Origin of the sequence: Methylobacterium sp. GXS13, assembly GCF_001455965.1 — a bacterium.
GTDB lineage: Bacteria > Pseudomonadota > Alphaproteobacteria > Rhizobiales > Beijerinckiaceae > Methylobacterium.
This window is the reverse complement of record NZ_LKKO01000048.1, coordinates 16,835-34,414: the sequence shown is the minus strand read 5'-3', so window position 1 is coordinate 34,414 and position 17,580 is coordinate 16,835. Positions and strand designations below refer to the sequence as shown.

The 17,580-nt window shown below is 71.1% G+C and carries 13 protein-coding genes; 5 read left to right on the top strand and 8 right to left on the bottom strand.

The window, feature by feature from the left end; all coding sequences use genetic code 11:
• Positions 1-11 precede the first annotated feature (11 nt).
• The 3 genes from AO398_RS18220 (at position 12) to AO398_RS18210 (ending at position 7,449) form a co-directional block, all read left to right on the top strand.
• A complete protein-coding gene (locus AO398_RS18220; protein WP_058193532.1) occupies positions 12-311 on the top strand; it encodes an antibiotic biosynthesis monooxygenase family protein in 300 nt (99 codons plus the stop codon).
• Between the two features lie 527 nt (positions 312-838).
• Complete coding sequence (locus AO398_RS18215) at positions 839-6,136, top strand: alpha-2-macroglobulin (protein ID WP_058193531.1); 5,298 nt, start codon at positions 839-841, stop codon at positions 6,134-6,136.
• Positions 6,137-6,324: 188 nt separating this feature from the next.
• Positions 6,325-7,449, top strand: a complete 1,125-nt coding sequence (locus AO398_RS18210) for a mechanosensitive ion channel family protein (RefSeq protein ID WP_058193530.1) — start codon at positions 6,325-6,327, stop codon at positions 7,447-7,449.
• Between the two features lie 130 nt (positions 7,450-7,579).
• On the opposite strand, the gene rlmN is transcribed toward AO398_RS18210, so the two are convergent.
• The 7 genes from rlmN to recQ form a co-directional block, all read right to left on the bottom strand.
• Entirely contained in the window at positions 7,580-8,854 is a 1,275-nt protein-coding gene (gene rlmN / locus AO398_RS18205) for a 23S rRNA (adenine(2503)-C(2))-methyltransferase RlmN (protein ID WP_058193529.1), read from the bottom strand.
• A 263-nt stretch (positions 8,855-9,117) separates the two neighbouring features.
• On the bottom strand, positions 9,118-9,456 hold the full coding sequence (grxD, locus tag AO398_RS18200) for a Grx4 family monothiol glutaredoxin (protein ID WP_058193528.1): 339 nt from the start codon (positions 9,454-9,456) through the stop codon (positions 9,118-9,120).
• A gap of 42 nt (positions 9,457-9,498) precedes the next feature.
• On the bottom strand, positions 9,499-9,993 hold the full coding sequence (locus AO398_RS18195; protein ID WP_058193527.1) for a DUF29 domain-containing protein: 495 nt from the start codon (positions 9,991-9,993) through the stop codon (positions 9,499-9,501).
• Positions 9,994-10,017: 24 nt separating this feature from the next.
• Positions 10,018-10,254 (bottom strand): BolA family transcriptional regulator, encoded by a 237-nt coding sequence (locus AO398_RS18190; protein ID WP_007568343.1) that lies wholly within the window; start codon positions 10,252-10,254, stop codon positions 10,018-10,020.
• A gap of 25 nt (positions 10,255-10,279) precedes the next feature.
• Positions 10,280-12,505, bottom strand: a complete 2,226-nt coding sequence (purL, locus tag AO398_RS18185) for a phosphoribosylformylglycinamidine synthase subunit PurL (RefSeq protein ID WP_058193526.1) — start codon at positions 12,503-12,505, stop codon at positions 10,280-10,282.
• 194 nt (positions 12,506-12,699) lie between these two features.
• The gene (locus AO398_RS18180) at positions 12,700-13,893 is read right to left on the bottom strand and encodes a hypothetical protein (protein WP_058193525.1); all 1,194 of its coding nucleotides are present in this window, start codon (positions 13,891-13,893) and stop codon (positions 12,700-12,702) included.
• A 137-nt stretch (positions 13,894-14,030) separates the two neighbouring features.
• Positions 14,031-15,872, bottom strand: a complete 1,842-nt coding sequence (recQ, locus tag AO398_RS18175) for a DNA helicase RecQ (RefSeq protein ID WP_058193524.1) — start codon at positions 15,870-15,872, stop codon at positions 14,031-14,033.
• Between the two features lie 82 nt (positions 15,873-15,954).
• Here recQ and AO398_RS18170 point away from each other — a divergent pair, with 82 nt between their 5' ends.
• Entirely contained in the window at positions 15,955-16,191 is a 237-nt protein-coding gene (locus AO398_RS18170; protein WP_058193523.1) for a type II toxin-antitoxin system VapB family antitoxin, read from the top strand.
• On the top strand, positions 16,191-16,592 hold the full coding sequence (locus tag AO398_RS18165) for a type II toxin-antitoxin system VapC family toxin (RefSeq protein ID WP_058193522.1): 402 nt from the start codon (positions 16,191-16,193) through the stop codon (positions 16,590-16,592). Before AO398_RS18170 ends, AO398_RS18165 begins: the two co-directional genes overlap by 1 nt.
• Positions 16,593-16,595: 3 nt before the next feature.
• Here the strand turns inward: AO398_RS18165 and denD are convergent, their stop codons facing one another.
• Complete coding sequence (gene denD, locus AO398_RS18160) at positions 16,596-17,573, bottom strand: D-erythronate dehydrogenase (RefSeq protein ID WP_058193521.1); 978 nt, start codon at positions 17,571-17,573, stop codon at positions 16,596-16,598.
• Positions 17,574-17,580: the final 7 nt, after the last annotated feature.

Sequence of the window (17,580 nt, the reverse complement as noted above, 5' to 3'; positions counted from 1 at the left end):
GGCCCGACACGATGATCCTCGAAATCGCACAGATCGAGATCAAGCCCGGCCTAGAAACGGCGTTCGAGGCCGGCATCGCCGAGGCCTCGGCGATCTTCAAGGCCGCCAAGGGCTGCCGCGCCTTCGAGGTGCGCCGCTCGATCGAGCATCCCCAGCGCTACCGCCTGATGATTCACTGGGACACGCTGGAAGCCCACACCAAGGACTTCACCGGCTCGCAGCCCTGGCAGGATTACCGCGCCCTGGTCTCGCACTGCTTCGCCGGGCCGGTCTCGGTGGAGCACACCGAGCAGGTGCTCAAGGCGTTCTGATTCGGTTTTTTGGTTTCGGTTCGCGTCCGTCGTGATGGCGCGGCACGACCAATCGCGCCGTTCCCCGTGTGGGCCGAGGCCAGCCCCAAGCGCGGCTCCCTCCCCCTCTGCGGGGGAGGGTGGGCCTCGCGTCAGCGAGGGTCGGGAGAGGGGAACCCGGCTTCCGGAAAGGGCGCGACCGGCATGACGGGCAAAGCCCTCTTCTGCCCCGTCGCTCCCCTCTCCCGCCCCCCTTCGGGGGCCACCCTCCCCCGCAGAGGGGGGAGGGAGAGCCGTCGTGTCTCCCGTGTCTTCTACTTACCGTGATGTGTGAATTCACATGCCCGTACGGAAGCGGGTGCACATCGCGCCCCCGCAAAAGCCCTCGCGCCTCGTTCCTGCGTCGGCCGTAGCCTCTCCGAACGCCGCCGCGGAGCACCTCCGAACACGCACCCAAGCCGTTGCGGCCGGACCCGCAGGTGCTAGGCTCCCGGCCGGCCCATCCCTGGGCGAATCGTCCGGGATCCGGGGCCGACGAGGGCAGGCGCATGGCGTGGCGGAACCGGCTTGCGGGTGCTGTAGCGCTTCTGGCGGGCCTGGCCTGCGGGTCGGCCCTCGCCCAGACGGCGCCGAAGCCCCGGGCCGCGCCGCGGCAGGCGGCGGTTCAGGCCCCAGCCTTCGAGAAACGGTTCGTCCGGGACGATCTCGCCAGCGCCGCCGTGCGGCTCGAGGCGGCGCTCAAGGCCGAGGCCGGGGGGCCGCTCAAGCCCGACGGCCAGTCCCTCGCCGCCGGGCAGGCGCTGCTCGCCGCCGACAAGCCGGACGCGGCACTGGCCCCGCTCGCCACGGCCGTGGCGGCCGATCCGGCCAATATCCGCGCCTGGCAGGCCTATGCCCGAGCCGCCGCGGCGGCGGTCGAGACCCGCGAGGAGAACGACTATCAGGGCCGGGCCACCCTGCGGGACCGGGCCGCGACGGCGGCCTACCGCGCCTATGAGCGTGCCCGAACACCCGCGGATGCGGCGGAATCCCTGGCGCAGCTCGGCGCCCTGGAGGCCGGGCAATCCGCCTGGCGCCCGGCCCTGAACGCCTACGCGGCCAGCCTCGCCGTCGCGGACGACCCGGCGACCCGCCAGACCTACGAGACCCTGCGCACCGAGCACGGTTTCCGGGTGCTCGACTACAAGGTCGATTCGGACGCCGCCGCCCCGCGCCTGTGCTTCACCGTCTCGGAGCCGGTCCTGCCCAAGACCGACTACGCCCCCTACGTGGCGGTCTCGGGCAGCAGCAGCGCCGCCGTGACGGCGGAGGGCTCGCAGGTCTGCATCGACGGGCTGAAGCATGGCGGCCGCTACGCGGTGGTCCTGCGTCAGGGCCTGCCGTCGACGGTGGGCGAGAGCCTGCTCAAAGCCGCCGATTACGAGATCTACGTCCGTGACCGCGCCCCGCAGGTCCGGTTCACCGGGCGCAATTACGTCCTGCCGCGTACCGGCCAGGCGGGCGTGCCCGTGATCTCGGTGAACACCCCGAAGCTCGACATGGAGGTCCTGCGGATCGGCGACCGCGGCCTGCTGCCGACCCTGCGCACGGAGGATTTTTTAGGCCAGCTCAGCGGCGCGACCGCCCGGTCGATCGCGGCCGAGAAGGGCGTGCGCGTCTGGAAGGGCACCCTCGACACCGCCAAGGCCGAGCTGAACCAGGAGGCCGTGACCGCCTTCCCGGTCCTGCAGGCGTTGGGCAAGCTGGAGCCCGGCCTCTACGTGATGCTGGCCCGCCCCTCCGGCACGGCCGCGCCGGACGAGGACAGCTACGAGACCCAGGCGACCCAGTGGTTCGTGGTCTCGGATCTCGGGCTCACCGCCACCAAGGGGCGGGACGGGGTCCACGTGGTGCTGCGCTCCCTCGCCTCCGCGCAGGTGCTGCCGGGGGCCGCGATCCGGCTGATCGCCCGCAACAACGAGGTTCTGGGCACCGCCAAGACCGACGCGCAGGGGCATGCCGCCTTCGATCCGGGCCTCGCCCACGGGGAGGGCGGGACCGCGCCGAGCCTGGTGGTCGCCCAGGCGGGGGACGATTACGGCTTCCTCGACCTCAACCTCGGCGCCTTCGACCTGACCGACCGGGGCGTGAAGGGCCGCCCCGAGACCGGCGGGCTCGACGCCTACCTGTTCACCGAGCGCGGGGTCTACCGCTCGGGCGAGACGGTGCAGATCACCGCCCTGCTGCGCGATCCCCGCAACGCGGCGGTGCCGGACCTGCCCCTGACCCTGGTGGTGAAGCGCCCGGACGGGGTCGAGTATCGCCGGGTCTCGGTGCCGGACCAGGGGCTCGGCGGCCGGTCACTGCCCCTGCCGCTGCTGTCGGGGGCCATGCACGGCACCTGGCGGGTCTCGGCCTATACCGACCCGAAGGCCCCGGCGCTCGGCACGACCAGCTTCCTGGTGGAGGATTACGTCCCCGAGCGCCTGGAGGTTACCCTCAAGGCCGCCCAGGCCGCGCTGCGCCGGGGCGAGGCGGCGCAGGTCGATGTCGCCGCGCGCTACCTCTACGGCGCCCCGGGTGCGGGGCTCGACGTGTCGGGCAGCGTCGTCGTGCAGGCGGCCTCCGGCAGCGGCATCAAGGGCCTGGCAGGCTACACGACCGGCCTGGACGACGAGGCCGTGGAGCCGAGCGTGCAGGAGCTCGCGACCCACGCCACCACGGACGCGCAAGGCCACGCCACCGTCACCGTGCCCCTGCCGGAGGTGGCCGCGCCCCGGCCTTTGGAGGCCAAGATCACCCTCGCGGTGGGCGAGCCCGGCGGCCGGGCGCTGTCGCGCAGCCTGACCCTGCCGATCCTGCCGGCCGGGCCGGTGCTGGCCCTCCGCAAGACGTTCTCGGAGCTGAAGGAGGGCGACCGCGCCGCCTTCGACGCGGTCTTCGCCGCCCCGGACGGGACGCTGCTGGCCCGGCCCGGGGTGACCTGGACCCTGTCGCGGGTGGAGCGGACCTACCAATGGTATCGCGCGGACGGCCGCTGGTCGTTCGAGGCGGTCAAGACCAGCCGGCGGGTCGCCAGCGGCAGCCTCGACCTCACGGCCGGGGCCCCGGGCCGGATCGAGGCGCCGGTGGGCCAGGTCGGCCGCTACCGGCTGGAGCTCGCCACGGCGGGCGCCCCGCAGTCCACCGCGAGCCTCGGCTTCGAGGTCGGCTGGGGCGGCTCCGAGACCGCGGATGCGCCCGACCTGCTCGACCTGAGCCTCGACAAGGCCGCCTATGCAGCGGGCGACACGCTGCGGGCCACGCTCAGCCCGAAGTTCAAGGGCCAGGCCAGCCTCATGGTCGTCAGCGACCGGGTGCACGAGACCGTGGAGGTCAGCGTGCCGGCGGGCGGCACCACCGTGAGCCTGCCGGTCAAGGCCGCGTGGGGCGCGGGCGCCTATCTGGTCGCCACCGCCTACCGGCCCCTCGACCAGGCGGCCAAGCGCCTGCCGGGCCGGGCGCTGGGGCTCGCCTGGTTCTCGGTGGATCGCGCGCAGCGCAGCCTCGGCATCACCCTCCAGGCGCCGGAGCGGGCCCGCCCGCGCCAGGACCTGACCCTCCCGGTGCAGCTCACCGGTTTGAAGCCCGGCGAGGCGGCGCGGATCACCGTGGCGCTGGTCGATGTCGGCATCCTCAACCTGACCCGCTACGAGGCGCCGAACCCGACCCAGTACTTCCTCGGCCAGAGGGCCCTGGGGCCGGAATTCCGCGACCTCTACGGCTACCTGATCGACGGCATGCAGGGCTCGGCCGGGGCGATCCGCTCCGGCGGCGACGCGGGCGGCGGCGAGCTCGCCGACGCGCCGCCGACCCAGGCGCCGCTCGCCCTGTTCTCGGGCGTCGTGACCGTGGGGCCGGACGGCGCCGCCAGCGTCACCTTCCCGCTGCCGGCCTTCAACGGCACCGGCCGTGTGATGGTCACCGCCTGGAGCGGCGACCGGGTGGGCCAGGCGCAGGCGGACGTGATCATCCGCGACCCTGTTGTGCTCGCCGCGACCCTGCCGCGCTTCCTCGATACCGGCGACCGCTCACGCCTGTTCGTGGCCCTCGACAATGTCGAGGGCCGGGCCGGCGACTACACGGTGGATATCGCCCCCTCCGGCCCGATCCTGATCGGCGCCAGCGCGTTGCGGCAGACGATCCGGCTGGAGGCCGGGGGCCGGGTCCACCAGGCGATCCCGCTCACCGCCGCGGGCCCCGGCCCGGCGCGGCTCGACCTCGCCCTGTCGGGGCCGGGCCTCGACGGCACCCTGAGCCAGAGTTTTTCGCTCGGCGTGCTGCCGGGGACCGGGGCTCTGCTGCGCCGCTCGGTCCGAACGCTCGCCCCCGGGACCGGCCTGACCGTCAGTGCGGACCTGCTGGCCGACCTGCTGCCCGGGACCGGCAGCGTCTCGCTCTCGGCCTCGGCGCTGCCCGGCCTCGACGTGCCCGCCCTGCTCCAGGCCCTCGACCGCTATCCCTATGGCTGCTCGGAGCAGATCGTCAGCCGGGCGATGCCGCTGCTCTACGTCAACCGCCTGGCCGCCCTGGACAAGCTCGCCCTCGACGGCAGCGTCGACGACCGGGTGCGCGAGGCGATCGAGCGGCTGCTCGCCCGCCAGGATGCGAGCGGCGATTTCGGCCTGTGGTCGGCGCAGGGCTCGGGCGACCTCTGGCTCGATGCCTACGTGAGCGACTTCCTCACCCGCGCCCGGGAGCGCGGCTTCGCGGTGCCCCAGGGGGCCTTCGCCCAGGCCCTCGACCGCCTGCGCAACAGTGTCGCCAACGCCACGGAGGTGCGGGACGGCGGCGCCGACCTCGCCTACGCGGCCTACGCCCTGGCCCGCAACGGCCGGCCGGTGATGGGCGACCTACGCTACCTCGCCGACACCAAGCTCGACGCCTTCGCCACCGGGCTCGCCCGGGCGCAGCTCGCCGCCGCCCTGGCGCTGCTGGGCGACCGGGGCCGCGCCGTCACGGTGATGGACTCGGCGCTCGCCGCGCTGAAGTCCCGGCGGGATGCGGGCCTCTACCGGGCCGATTACGGCTCCCGCCTGCGCGACGGGGCCGGACTGATCGCTCTGGCGGCGGAGAGCGGGCTGACCCAGGCCGCCCTGGCCCCGGTGGCCGCCCTCATCGGCGAGGAGCGGCAGGACACCCGCGCGACCAGCACCCAGGAGAATGCCTGGCTGGTGCTCGCCGCCGAGAGCCTGTCCAAGGAGGCGGACGCGCTGTCCTTCAGCCTCGACGGTGCGGTGCGGACCGGGGCGCTCGCCCGGATCTACCGGGGCGCGGCGCTGAACGGCCGCAGCGTCGAACTCACCAATATCGGCCGGGCTCCGGTGCAGGTGGTGCTGGGGGTGACCGGCAGCCCGCTGATCCCTGAGCCCGCTGCCGCGCAGGGCTACACGATCGCGCGCACGTTCCACCGGCTGGACGGCAGCCTGATCGATCCGGCTCAGGGCCTGCACCAGAACGACCGGCTCGTGGTGGTGCTCAAGGTCACCGAGGACAAGGCGCAGGCCGCCCGGCTCCTGCTGGTCGATCCGCTGCCGGCGGGGCTGGAGATCGACAACCCGAAGCTGCTCGATGCCGACGCCCTCCAGGGCCTCGCCTTCGCCAAATCCGATGTGCAACCGGTCCACACCGAGTTCCGCGACGACCGGTTCGTAGCCGCCTACGACCGCGACCCGAGCCAGCCGGCGTTCTTCACCGTGGCCTACACGGTCCGGGCGGTCTCACCGGGCACCTACGTGCATCCGGGCGCCTCGGTGGAGGACATGTACCGCCCGGCGCGGTTCGGCCGGACCGGCGCCGGGAGCGTCGAGATCGGCGTGGCGCGGTAGCACGCAGGATTGCGTTCGCGCGTCACGGACAGGCGCGCGAATGCCCGAGCGGGCCGCCGAAACGCAACCGTGCGGCCGCGCCCTCACCAGGCTGCTGCGTTGCAGCGCCGGCATGGTGCGATGCGGAACCCTGACCGGCGCGACCCATTCCTCCAGGTCCCGTTCGGAACCCGTGGAGGTTATGCCCGATGCCGGACCTTGATGCCCTGGCAGGCCGTGCCGCCTCCGTGCTGGCCTATCTGCCGTGGTGGGCCGAAAGCCTGATCGTGATCGTCGCCTGCTGTGCCGTGGTGATGCCGCTGCACGGCGTCGCCTACCGGGCGCTGAAGCGGGCGGTGGCGGGCAAGAGCCTGTTCTGGCGCTCCCTCGTCTCCCGCACCCACGGTCCGAGCCGGCTCGGCCTGATCGTGGTGGCGATCAGCCTCGCCTCGACCACGGTGCACCTGTCCTGGGAGGTGCGGATCGCCCTCAACCAGATCCTGCTGGTCGCCTTCGTGACCCTGACCGGCTGGTGCTGCGCCACCGCGCTCCACATCGCCACGGTGATCTACCTGCGCCGGTTCAAGCTCGACGCCGAGGACAATCTGCTGGCACGCAAGCACTTCACCCAGATGCGCATCCTTGAGCGGGCCGCCGTGACCCTGGTCGGCCTCATCACCGTCTCGGTGGCGCTGATGACCTTCGAGCCGGTGCGCCAGTACGGGGTGAGCTTGCTGGCCTCGGCGGGCGCCGCCGGCGTGATCCTGGGCCTGGCCATGCAGCCGGTCCTGTCGAACCTCGTGGCCGGCATCCAGATCGCCATCACCCAGCCGATCCGGATCGAGGATGCGATCATCGTCGAGAACGAGTGGGGCTGGGTCGAGGAGATCACCTCCACCTATGTGGTGGTGCGCCTGTGGGATTGGCGCCGGCTGGTGCTGCCGCTGACCTACTTCATCCAGAAGCCGTTCCAGAACTGGACCCGCGATGGCGCCTCGCTGATCGGCAGCGTGTTCCTGTACGTCGACCACCGTGCCCCGGTGGCGCGGATGCGCGAGAAACTCTCCGAGATCGCCGCCGCCACGCCGCTCTGGGACGGCAAGGTGGTCAACCTCCAAGTCTCGGACGCCAAGGAATCGACCATCGAGATCCGGATGCTGGTAAGCGCCCGCAACGCGCCCCATGCCTGGGACCTGCGCTGCGTGATCCGCGAGGCGATGATCACCTGGCTGCAGGCCGAGCATCCGGAAGCCCTGCCGCGGCACCGCACGGAATGGGTCGGTGCCGAGGACGCGCCCCTGCGTCGGGCGGACGGGCAGCGGATCGCGGCGTGACCCCGGGATTCCAAAGGGCACTGCCCTTTGGCGGGTCGTCAGGGCGGAGCCCGACACCGGGCCAAGCCCGGCGGCAGGGCTTTGCCCTGCACCCACGAAAGGTCTCGGGCCTTTCGAAACCGTGACCGCCTCAGTCGTCGAGGCCCGCGTAGAATCCTTCTGCGCCGATGCCCTCTTCCTGCATCAGCCGGGCCCGGGCGCGCAGCTTCTCGGTCTCACTCTTGAGCTGGCCGCAGGCGGCCAGGATGTCCCGGCCGCGGGGCGTGCGCACCGGCGAGGCGTAGCCGGCGTTGAACACGATCTCGGAGAAGTGCTCGATTCGGTCCCAGTCCGAGCATTCGTAGCGGCTGCCGGGCCAGGGATTGAACGGGATCAGGTTGATCTTGGCCGGAATGCCCTTGAGCAGGCGGACCAGCTCGCGCGCATCCGCATCCGAATCGTTGACGCCCTTCAGCATCACGTACTCGAAGGTGATGCGGCGGGCGTTGCTCACGCCCGGATAGGTTCGGCAGGCCTCGAGCAGCTGGGCGATCGGATATTTCCGGTTGAGCGGCACCAGCTCGTTGCGCAGGTCGTCGCGCACGGCGTGGAGCGAGATCGCCAGCATGGCATTGGCCGCCTCGCCGAGCCGGGGGATCTGCGGCACCACCCCGGAGGTGGAGACCGTGATCCGCCTCCGGGAGAGGCCGAGCCCCTCCTGGTCCGACATCACGCCCACCGCGTCGATCACCGCGTCGAGATTGTACAGGGGCTCGCCCATGCCCATGAAGACGATGTTGGTCACGAGCCGCCCGGCCTCGCCGGCGCCGGAGGCGTCGCGGCTCGGCATCTGACCGGGCCAGTCGCCGAGCTCATCGCGGGCGGTGACGAGCTGCTGTACGATCTCGGCGGACGACAGGTTGCGCACGAGGCGCTGCGTGCCGGTGTGGCAGAACGAGCAGGTGAGGGTGCAGCCGACCTGGCTCGACACGCAGAGCGTGCCTCGGTCCGGCCCCGGGATGTAGACGCACTCGATCTCGGCGCCGCGATTGTGCTCCTGCGGGTTGGTCGGCGCCATGCGCAGCAGCCACTTGCGGGTGCCGTCGCGGGAGACCTGGCGGCTGGCGACCTCCGGCCGCTCCAGGGTGAAGTGCCGCGCGAGCTCGGCCTTCAGCCCCTTGCCGACATTGGTCATCTCGGCGAAGTCGGTCGCCCCGCGGAAATTGACCCAGTGCCAGATCTGGCCGGCCCGCATGCGGCTCTCGCGCTCGGGCACGCCCATGCCGATGAGCTGCGCCTTGAGCGCGTCGCGGGTGAGCCCGACCAGGGACGGGGGCCGCCCGGGGAGCAGCGCGGGCTGGAAATCGGGCGCCTTCTCGATCGCGGGTTCGGCCGCGCGGGCGCTGTCGAGCGACGGCGTCGCCATGATGATCGATCTATCCTCAGAGCGCTCTCCGCCGAAGTGGAAGCCGGTTCGGCGAAAGAGAGCGCGTCACGACAAAGGCCCAGACGCCGCCGGTCACACGGAGATCGACGGCGTCTGGGCATGGAACGGTTCTGATATAGGCGATCGCGCCGGCGAACGCGAATGCGCCCCGCCCACGGGTGACCCGACGCAGAGCGAGGGTGACCGGGCGCGAAAAAGGGCGCCCGGAGGCGCCCTCATCCGTCAAGCCGAGTCCCGAAAGATCAGGCGGCGGCGGTCTTTACGGGGACGCCCTTCTCGGCCAGGAAGGTCTGCAGCTCACCCGACTGGAACATCTCCCGGGTGATGTCGCAGCCACCCACGAACTCGCCCTTCACGTAGATCTGCGGGATGGTCGGCCAGTTCGAGAAGGCCTTGATGCCCTCGCGGATGCCCTGATCGGCCAGCACGTTCACGCCCTTGAACGGCACTTCGAGGTAATTGAGGATCTGCACCACCTGGCCCGAGAAGCCGCATTGCGGCATCTGCGGCGTGCCCTTCATGAACACCACCACGTCCTGGGAGGCGATCTCGTTCTGGATGGTCGCGTTGGCGTCGGTCATCACTCTATCCTCGGTTCTTCGGTCTCGTATGTGCGGTCTCGATCAGCGGCGTGCAACTGAGGCGGCGATCACACGAAGCGCCTGATCGATATCAAAGCGTTCGGTCAAAAGGTCCTCGGCCGCGATCGGGCACGCCTTCGGGAGGCCCGGAAGAATCTGGTTCCCAAAGGCGCCGAGACCAGCCTCCGCGGCCGTGACCGCGGATTTCCAGATCCTCGGCCAGTTCAACCTCTGCCTCATCGACGACTCGTACGCATTCCAAGCCGTGATCTGGAATGTCGCGATCTCCTCGCGCCAATGCAAGCTTGACGGGGCGAGGGGCGCGGAGGCACGCTTCAAGAGGTGGGCGAGCGTCTGGATCAGCAGGCCCTCGACCGCCCGCAAATGGGATCGCCCCACGCTCTCGATCTCCTCCGCGACGTTCGCCCAGTCGACCGCATTCGACAGGTCGCTGCGGGCTCCGAGCGCGCGCAGAGCCGCAGCCTGTTCCTCGGCCCAGGTGACGATGTCGTCGTCGTAGAGACTCGGTCGGTCCATCGGGACGACTCTCGCGAACGGGCGCTAATCCTGAGGGACGCCCGTGGTCAGCGCAAGGGCGTGCAGCACGCCGCCCATCCGGCCCTGGAGGGCGCCGTAGACCATCTGGTGCTGGGCCACCCGGGTCTTGCCCTTGAAGGCGGCGGACAGGACCGTGGCGGCGTAGTGGTCGCCGTCGCCGGCGAGGTCGCGGATCTCGACCTGCGCGTCGGGCAGCGCTTCGCGGATCATGCGCTCGATCTCGCCCGCATCCATCGGCATCGAAAAACTCCTGGGCGTAAGGGGTTCAGGCGGCCGGCGCGGCCGGCTGGCTCGCCATGTAGGCGGGCAGCCAGCGTTCATGGGCCGCACTCAGCTCGGACAGCGATATGGTCTCGCCACCCGGCAGGGTCAAACGGTCGGTTCCGGTGACCCCGACCACGGCCGCGTCGATGCCCTGGGCCGAGGCGCTGTAGAGCAGGTCGCTGGCCGCCTCCGGATCGACCGCCAGCAGGTAGCGGCCCTGGTCCTCGCCGAACAGGTAGGCGTGGGGGGGCAAGTCCACCGGCACATCCGGCAGGGCCGCGCCGATGCCGCCGGCCATCGCCATCTCGGCGAGCGCAACGGCAAGACCGCCGTCGGACAGGTCGTGGACGGTGTCGACCGTGCCGGAGAGAATCAGGGCGCGCACGAAGTCGCCGTTGCGGCGCTCGAGCGAGAGGTCGACGGGCGGCGGTGCGCCCTCTTCCCGGCCCTCGATCACCGCCAGATAGGCCGACTGGCCGAGCCAGCCCTCGCCAGAGCCGACCAGGACCAGCACGTCGCCCTCGCGCTTGAGGGCGATGGTGGCGTGGCGCTCGACGTCGTCGAGCACGCCGACGCCGCCGATGGTCGGGGTCGGCAGGATGCCGACGCCGTTGGTCTCGTTGTAAAGCGAGACGTTGCCCGACACGACCGGGAAGTCCAGCGCCCGGCAGGCCTCGCCGATGCCCTGGAGGCAGCCGACGAGCTGGCCCATCACCTCGGGCTTCTCCGGGTTGCCGAAGTTGAGGTTGTCGGTGATGGCGAGCGGACGGGCGCCCACCGCGGTGATGTTGCGCCACGCCTCGGCCACCGCCTGCCGGCCGCCCTCGACCGGGTCGGCCTCGCAGTAGCGCGGGGTGACGTCGCAGGTGAGCGCCAAGCCCTTCGGGCCGTCCTCGACCCGCACGATGGCGGCGTCGCCACCGGGCTTCTGCACGGTGTTGCCGAGGATGAAATGATCGTACTGCTCGTAGACCCAGCGCTTCGAGGCGAGGTCGGGCGAGCCGACGAGGCGCTTGAGCGCCTCGGTGAGGGAGGCCGGCGCCGGCACGCTGGATGCGGCGATCACCGGCAGGTGCGTGTTGGCGCGGTGCGGCCGGTCGTAGAGCGGCGCCTCGTCGCCGAGTTCCTTGATCGGGAGGTCGGCCACGGTCTCGCCGTGCCACTTGACCACGAACCGTAGCGTGTCGGTGGTCCGGCCGATCACCGCGAAGTCGAGGCCCCACTTCACGAAGATCGCCTCGGCTTCGGCCTCCATGCCGGGCTTGAGCACCATGAGCATGCGCTCCTGGCTCTCGGACAGCATCATCTCGTAGGGGGTCATGCCGGCCTCGCGGGCCGGCACCTTCTCGATGTCGAGCTCGACGCCGAGATCGCCCTTGGCGCCCATCTCGACGGCCGAGCAGGTCAGACCCGCCGCGCCCATGTCCTGGATGGCGATCACCGCGCCCGAGGCCATCAGCTCCAGGCAGGCCTCCAGCAGCAGCTTCTCGGCGAAGGGGTCGCCGACCTGCACGGTCGGGCGCTTCGACTCGGAGGCCTCGTCGAACTCCGCCGACGCCATGGTGGCGCCGTGGATGCCGTCGCGGCCGGTCTTCGAGCCGAGATAGACGATCGGGTTCCCGACCCCGGTGGCCGCCGCGTAGAAGATCGCGTCGGTGCGGGCGAGCCCCACGGCCATGGCGTTGACCAGGATGTTGCCGTCGTAGCGCCGGTGGAAGCCGGTCAGGCCGCCGACGGTCGGCACGCCGAAGGAATTGCCGTAGCCGCCGACCCCGGCCACCACGCCCGAAACCAGGCCGCGGGTGCGCGGGTGGTCGGGGGAGCCGAACCGGAGGGCGTTGAGCGCCGCGATCGGCCGCGCGCCCATGGTGAACACGTCCCGCAGGATGCCGCCGACGCCGGTCGCCGCGCCCTGATAGGGCTCGATGTAGCTCGGGTGGTTGTGGCTCTCCATCTTGAAGACGCAGGCCAGCCCGTCGCCGATGTCGATCACGCCGGCATTCTCGCCAGGACCCTGGATCACCCAGGGCGCCGAGGTCGGCAGCCCGCGCAGGTGCTTGCGCGAGGACTTGTACGAGCAGTGCTCATTCCACATCGCCGAGACGATGCCGAGCTCGGTCAGCGTCGGATCGCGCCCGATCAGGCCGCGGAAGCGCTCGTACTCCTCCGGCGTGAGGCCGTGCTGGGCCACGAGCTCGGGAGTGATCGGAACGTCGTTGCGGAACATGCGAAGGTCTCGGCAGAGAGCGGTCCGTCTTGAGAGACGCATACCGCGGCGAACCCGAACCGGGCTGAGATCTCAGGCTGCCCCGGCTCTAAAGCGGAAGCGCCTGCGCTGGCAACATCCGCCGGCGCGGGGCTGGGGATTGGGGGCCGGCCCGGACGGATCCGCACAGCCGGGCGGATGACGCGGTCGCCACGCTAGAGTCCGGGCGCGCCGTCCTCCCGGCAGCCGGCGACGAGCGCGTGCACCGGCTCCGGCCCGGTAACCACGTCGAGATAGTCGAAGCCGCTGTCGCGCTGGCTCGCCATCAGTAGCTGGAAATGCATCTGGAACAGGTTCCATTGCCGCCGGCCGACATCGGCGCTGGTGATCAGCTCGTGGATCGCCACCCAGCGCACGGACGGGCGGGCGGGATCGGGCGGGGCGAGGCCGCAGGCGGTGATCGGGTTGTTCTTGTGGATCGAGAGCCAATCCCAGGTGGCACGCACGTCGAGCCAGCCGATCTGCGTGGCCCGGCCGAAACGCAGGAGACTGTCGCGGAATCTTCGGGCGGCCGGGTCGAGGCCGAGCCAGGGGATGACGCTGCCGATGCTCACGAACGAGACCGGCGTGCCGCGGCATCCGAAGCCGGGGTCGCGGGCGAGCACCCGATCCAGCACCTCGATGCCGAGGAAGCTCGACGAGGAATGGCCGACCACCACCACCTCGTCGGCTTCGCCCTCCGCGGCGTGGATGCGCGTCGCGAAGGCGTCGAGCCGGGGGTCAATCTCGGGGGCCTCGCCCGCCGCGTAGGAATGCGTGAAGGCGGTGTCGTCCACGAGGTGGGGGACGTAGAGCGGCTTGCCACGGGTCACCCGGATCAGACCGGCCAGGACCGCGTAGGCGAGCGGCGGCACCGCCACCAGGGCCCAGGGCTGGGCCGCCGCCGGTGCCAGCGCGGCGAGCCCCGCCGCCGCGGCGAGGCTGAGAAGCGCCAGCGCGATGTAGATGTAGTGGACGCAGAAGATCACCGTGGAGAAGCGCCAGCCCTCCCGGCGCAGGCTCGCCATGTAGCCCGTCCGCCACAGCCGCCAGAGCAAAGCCGGCACACCCCGGAGCCGCGTCCAGTCGGATTGCGGGAAGCGGGCGCGGACGATGTCCTCCCAGCGCAGCAGGACGTAGCGGGTCGAGACCCCGCGCGAGTCCGCCGTCCACGCGAGTTCGACCCCGTCCGCCGAGCGGACCGGATCGCCGACCGTGATCGCGGCGCCCCGGCGCGCAGCGGTGAACCGGGCCTCGCGGCGGAACAGGCCCCAATAGGTCTCCGGATCGCGCGGATCGAAACCCGGCAGGTAGAACACGATGCGGGAGGTCAGCACCCGCGGCGCGTCGCCGTCCGGCTTTCCGGACATGTGCTGGGCCGGTGCGTCGGCGACGGGGATGCGTGTCGAAATGACGAGTCCGATCGATTCGAGGTGGCGGCTTGCCTACATGAAGCGGCCGGGCGCGCCGAGGGTGAAACTGCCTGGGGCTTGCGCCGGCCCATCGCTCACGCCGCCGGCGGCGTGGCCAGAAACTCGCCGATCGCGGCCACGAACTTCTCGCCATAGGCCTCGCGCTTGCGTTCGCCGACCCCGTGGACCGCCCGCAGCGCCCAGAGGTCGACAGGTTTCTGCCGAGCCATCTCGATCAGGGTCCGGTCCGGGAATACCATGAAGGCGGCGATGCCCTCGGCCCGGGCCAGGGTGGCGCGCAGGCCGCGCAGGTGCTGGAACAGGGCCTCGTCGGTCTCCGAGAGCGCGATCTCGCCCTCCTCGCGCGGCGCGGTGCGGCGGCGCTCACGCGATTCGGCCTTCGGCTCCGGATCGGGGCGCAGCTTGACCGGCTCACGGCCGAACAGGATCGCCTCGCCCTTCTCGGTCATGGACAGGCCGCCATAGCCGTCGGCGTTCTCGGCGATCGCCCCGGCGGCGAAGAGCTGGCGCAGGATCGCCCGCCAGGCGGCCACCGGCTTGTCCGCCCCGACCCCGAAGGTCTTGAGGCTTGTGTGGCCGTTGCGGCGGACCTGCTCGCTCTCCTTGCCGTGGACCACGTCGCAGATATAGGCCGCGCCGAAGCGCTGGCCGGTGCGCACGATCGCCGACAGGATCTTCTGCGCCGCCACGGTCCCGTCGACCAGGGTGACGCCGCCGCGGCAGAGGTCGCAGCGGCCGCAGGGCTCGCTCGCCTCGCCGAAATAGCCGAGCAGCGACTGGCGCCGGCAGGTGGCGCCCTCGCACAGGCTGATCATCGCCTCGAGCTTGCGCCGCTCGACCCGGCGGCGCTCGTCGGAAATCTCCTTCTCGTCGATCTGGCGGCGGCGCAACGCCATGTCGTCGAGGCCGTAGAGGGTCAGCGTGTCGGCCGGCAGCCCGTCGCGGCCGGCGCGGCCGATCTCCTGGTAGTAGCCCTCCACGTTGTTGGGCATGTCGGCATGGCAGACGAAGCGCACGTCGGGCTTGTTGATGCCCATGCCGAAGGCGATCGTGGCGGTCATCACCACCCCGTCCTCCTGGAGGAACCGGTCCTGGTTGCGCATCCGCGTGCCCTGGTCGAGCCCGGCATGGTAGGGCAGGGCGTCGAACCCGTCCTTCTTGAGGGTCTCGGCCAGCTGCTCGACGCGCTTGCGCGAGGAGCAGTAGATGATCCCGCTCTCCGCCCGGCGGTGCTTCAGGAACCGCTCGATCTGCCGGGCCGGGTTGTCCTTGGGCTGGAACGTCAGCCGAATGTTCGGCCGGTCGAACGAGTGGACGAAGATCTTCGGGCCGCGCCCCTGCGGGAACAGCCGCTCGGCGATCTCCGCCCGGGTGGCGGCATCGGCGGTGGCGGTCAGCGCCAGGGTCTGGACGTTGCCGAGCGCCTGCCGGGCCCGGGCGATCTCCCGGTATTCGGGCCGGAAATCGTGCCCCCATTGCGAGACGCAATGGGCCTCGTCCACCGCAAGCCGCCGAACCCCGACGCCGCGCAGGGCCTCGATGCAGCCTTCCATCAGCAGGCGTTCGGGGGAGACGAACAGCAGGCGCAGCTCCCCGGAGCGCAGGCTGCGCCAGGTCTCGCGCGATTCGACCTCCGACACGGACGAATTGAGGGTGGCGGCCTCGACGCCGACGCTGCGCATCTGTTGCACCTGGTCGTGCATCAGCGCGATCAGGGGCGAGACCACCACGGTCAACCCGGCATCGATCAGCGCCGGCAGCTGGTAGGTCATCGACTTGCCCGAGCCCGTGGGCATCACGGCGAACACGTCGTCGCCGTCCAAAACCGCGCCGATCACCTCGTCCTGCCCGGGCCGGAAATCCTCGTACCCGAAGGTCTTCTTCAGCGCGGCGCGGGCCTCGTCGAGGCGGGTCATCGGGATCCTTGTACGGGGTGGTGGCGCGCTTGCGGCTCAGGTGTGTAGGCACTAGCCTCCCTACGTCTACACGGAGGCTGTCGTGCCGCTCAACATCCGCAGCGAAGAGGTCAACCAATTGGCCGAGACGCTGGCATCGCGGGCCGGCGTGAGCAAGACCGAAGCGGTGCGAATCGCGCTCAAAAACGAGATCGCGCGGCGCAGCCGACGCGTGCCGCTCGCGGAACGCCTGAAACCCTTGCTCGACAAGATGGATGCCGTACCGCGCACGGGCCTGGAGGCCGACAAGGCGTTCTACGACAGCCTGAACGACGAGTGATGTTCGTCGACGCCTCGGCTCTCGTGGCGATCCTGACGGCCGAGCCGGAGCGTTCCGTCCTGCTGGACTGCCTCGATGGCGCGATGACGCCGCTCACATCGGGCATCGCCGTCTTCGAGACGGTGGTCGCGGTGGCGCGCAAGAAGGCGATCTCCGTGGCAGACGCCGAGACGGAGGTCGACGCGTTCATCCGCATCGCTGGTCTGCGAATCGTGCCGATTTCGGCGGTGGAATCCGCCCTCGCCCTCACCGCCCATGCCCGTTTTGGCAAGGGCCGCCACCCCGCCCGCCTGAACCTCGGCGACTGCTTCGCCTATGCCTGCGCGCAGGTCCACGGCGTGCCGCTGCTCTATATCGGCGACGATTTCCCGCGGACCGACATCCGCTCCGCCCGCGGCTGAATCTCAGCCGCAGTGGAACTCCGCCACGTGCTGGGCAACGATCGCGTCGAAGGATTCGTCCGCCCGGAAGCCGAGCGCGAGCGCCGCCTCCGGCTCGAACGCCTCCGGCCAGGAGGAAACGATCCGGGCGATGGTCGCGTCCGGCTCGCGCCGGATCAGCGCCACGGCTTTGTCGCCGGCCACGCGTCGTAGGGCCTCGATCTCCTCGGCCACGGTGGCGGAGACGCCCGGCATGGTCAGGCTGATCCGCGGGCCGATCGCCGCGAGGTCGAGCCCGGCCGCGTGGATCAGGAAGCCCACCGCGGCGGCGGGGCTCGCGAACCAGTGGCGCACCGTCTCGGGCACCGGCAGCACGGCCTCCTGACCGGCCAGCGGCTCTCGGATGATCCCGGAGAAGAAACCCGAGGCCGCCTTGTTGGGCTTGCCCGGGCGCACGCAGATGGTCGGCAGCCGCAGGCCGATCCCGTCCAAAAAGCCGCGCCGCGCGTAGTCGGCGAGCATCAGCTCGCCCATGGCCTTCTGGACGCCATACGAGGAGGCCGGGCGCAGGATGAAGTCGTCCGGGATCACCTTGGGGAAGGGCGGTCCGAACACCGCCAGCGACGAGGTGAAGACCAGCTTCGGCCGGTAGCCGTCCGCGGCGTTGGCCCGGCGGATCGCATCAAGCAGCAGCCGCGTGCCGTCGAGGTTGACCCGGTAGCCCAGCTCCAGGTTGGCCTCGGCCTCGCCCGAGACCACCGCGGCGAGGTGGAAGATCACCTCCGGGCGCTCGGCGATGGCGGCCTCAGCGGCGCCGGGGGCGGTGAGATCCGCGGCCTCGGCCTTCACCGGGCCGGAGAAGCCCGCGGGTGCCGTGGGCGGCACCACGTCGAGCAGGGTGAGGGCGGTGAGCGGCGCGCCGCCAACCGTGCCGTCCGCAACCAGGGCATCGACAAGGCGTCGGCCGATCATGCCGGCGGCGCCGAGAATCAGAGCATGCATGGAAGAC

Bases quoted from the DNA above. Each gene is read 5' to 3' on its own strand.
- AO398_RS18210 (WP_058193530.1), top strand. From the start codon at position 6,325: ATGCCGGACCTTGATGCCCTGGCAGGCCGTGCCGCCTCCGTGCTGGCC.
- AO398_RS18190 (WP_007568343.1), bottom strand. From the start codon at position 10,254: ATGCCGATGGATGCGGGCGAGATCGAGCGCATGATCCGCGAAGCGCTG.
- AO398_RS18215 (WP_058193531.1), top strand. From the start codon at position 839: ATGGCGTGGCGGAACCGGCTTGCGGGTGCTGTAGCGCTTCTGGCGGGC.
- AO398_RS18195 (WP_058193527.1), bottom strand. From the start codon at position 9,993: ATGGACCGACCGAGTCTCTACGACGACGACATCGTCACCTGGGCCGAG.
- rlmN (WP_058193529.1), bottom strand. From the start codon at position 8,854: ATGGCGACGCCGTCGCTCGACAGCGCCCGCGCGGCCGAACCCGCGATC.
- AO398_RS18180 (WP_058193525.1), bottom strand. From the start codon at position 13,893: ATGTCCGGAAAGCCGGACGGCGACGCGCCGCGGGTGCTGACCTCCCGC.
- recQ (WP_058193524.1), bottom strand. From the start codon at position 15,872: ATGACCCGCCTCGACGAGGCCCGCGCCGCGCTGAAGAAGACCTTCGGG.
- grxD (WP_058193528.1), bottom strand. From the start codon at position 9,456: ATGACCGACGCCAACGCGACCATCCAGAACGAGATCGCCTCCCAGGAC.
- purL (WP_058193526.1), bottom strand. From the start codon at position 12,505: ATGTTCCGCAACGACGTTCCGATCACTCCCGAGCTCGTGGCCCAGCAC.
- AO398_RS18165 (WP_058193522.1), top strand. From the start codon at position 16,191: ATGTTCGTCGACGCCTCGGCTCTCGTGGCGATCCTGACGGCCGAGCCG.
- denD (WP_058193521.1), bottom strand. From the start codon at position 17,573: ATGCATGCTCTGATTCTCGGCGCCGCCGGCATGATCGGCCGACGCCTT.
- AO398_RS18220 (WP_058193532.1), top strand. From the start codon at position 12: ATGATCCTCGAAATCGCACAGATCGAGATCAAGCCCGGCCTAGAAACG.